Annotated in this window: 1 protein-coding gene; it reads left to right on the forward strand. The window is 58.1% G+C overall.

Going from position 1 to position 1,333, the window contains the following annotated elements; genetic code table 11:
* The first annotated feature begins 70 nt into the window (after window positions 1-70).
* Complete coding sequence (locus ACYPYQ_RS13530; protein ID WP_459724442.1) at window positions 71-1,297, forward strand: IS256 family transposase; 1,227 nt, start codon at window positions 71-73, stop codon at window positions 1,295-1,297.
* The last annotated feature ends 36 nt before the right edge of the window (window positions 1,298-1,333 follow it).

Genomic DNA, 1,333 nt, shown 5'->3' on the forward strand with positions numbered 1-1,333 from the left:
GGAGGGTGTAAGTAATTTTGTGTAAACGGTCATTAGGCAGGAAACTGCCGGAACTTTGAAAGGAGTCGCGATGACCGTAGCAAAAGCACTACCCGCAGAGCTGATCGACAGCTTGATGTCTGGCTATCAGAAACCGGAAGACCTGATTGGCGAACACGGCCTGCTCAAGCAGATCACCAAGGCCGTTGTGGAGCGTGCCCTGCAAGCCGAGATGGACGCCCACCTCGGACACGCCAAGCATGAGCCGGTCGCCAACGCCGCAGGCAACACCCGCAACGGCAAGAGCCGCAAGACACTCAAGGGCGAGTTCGGCGAACTGCCCATCGACATCCCCCGTGACCGCCATGGCAGCTTCGAGCCGCAACTGATCCCCAAACACCAGACCCGCTGGAACGGCTTCGACGACAAGATCCTGTCACTGTATGCGCGCGGCATGACCGTGCGCGAGATACAAGGGCATCTGGAAGAGATGTACGGTACCGAGGTATCTCCTGCGCTCATCTCATCGGTGACCGATGCAGTGATCGAAGACGCCAAAGCCTGGCAATCCCGCCCGCTGGATGCCTTGTACCCCATCGTCTATCTGGACTGCATACATGTGAAGGTGCGCGATGCCGGTGCGGTGCGCACCAAGGCGGTGTATCTGGCGCTGGGCATCAACATGGCGGGCGAGAAGGAATTGCTGGGCATCTGGATCGCCCAGACCGAGGGTGCGAAGTTCTGGTTACAGGTGGTGACCGAACTCAAGAACCGTGGCGTGCAGGACATCTTCATCGCCTGCGTGGACGGACTGAAGGGCTTCCCAGAAGCCATCGAGACCGTCTATCCCAAGACCGCCGTGCAGCTGTGTATCGTGCACATGGTGCGCTACAGCCTGAACTATGTGAGTTGGAAGCTACGCAAGGAAGTCGCTGCCGACCTGCGCACCCTCTACACCGCCGCCACGGTCGAAGAGGCCGAGCAGCGGCTGGACGAGTTCGAGGAAAAATGGGGTGAGGCTTATCTGCCCATCGTCAAATCCTGGCGCGGCAACTGGGCGCGCCTCATCCCGTTCTTCGACTACCCGCCAGAGATCAGAAAGGTGATCTACACCACCAATGCCATCGAGTCGGTGAACATGAGCCTGCGCAAGGTCACCAAGAACCGTGGCTCGTTCCCGAGCGATGAGGCGCTGCTGAAATTGTTCTATCTGGCGCTGAAGAACATCGGCAAGAGATGGACGATGCCGATCAGGGATTGGAAGGCTGCGCTAAACCGGTTTACTATCCAGTTCGAAGACCGGATGCCGCAGAAATAGAGAAACTCCGTTTACACAAAATTCTGAACGCCCTCG

The organism is Sideroxyarcus sp. TK5 (assembly GCF_054601595.1).

Bases quoted from the DNA above. Each gene is read 5' to 3' on its own strand.
- ACYPYQ_RS13530 (WP_459724442.1), top strand. From the start codon at position 71: ATGACCGTAGCAAAAGCACTACCCGCAGAGCTGATCGACAGCTTGATG.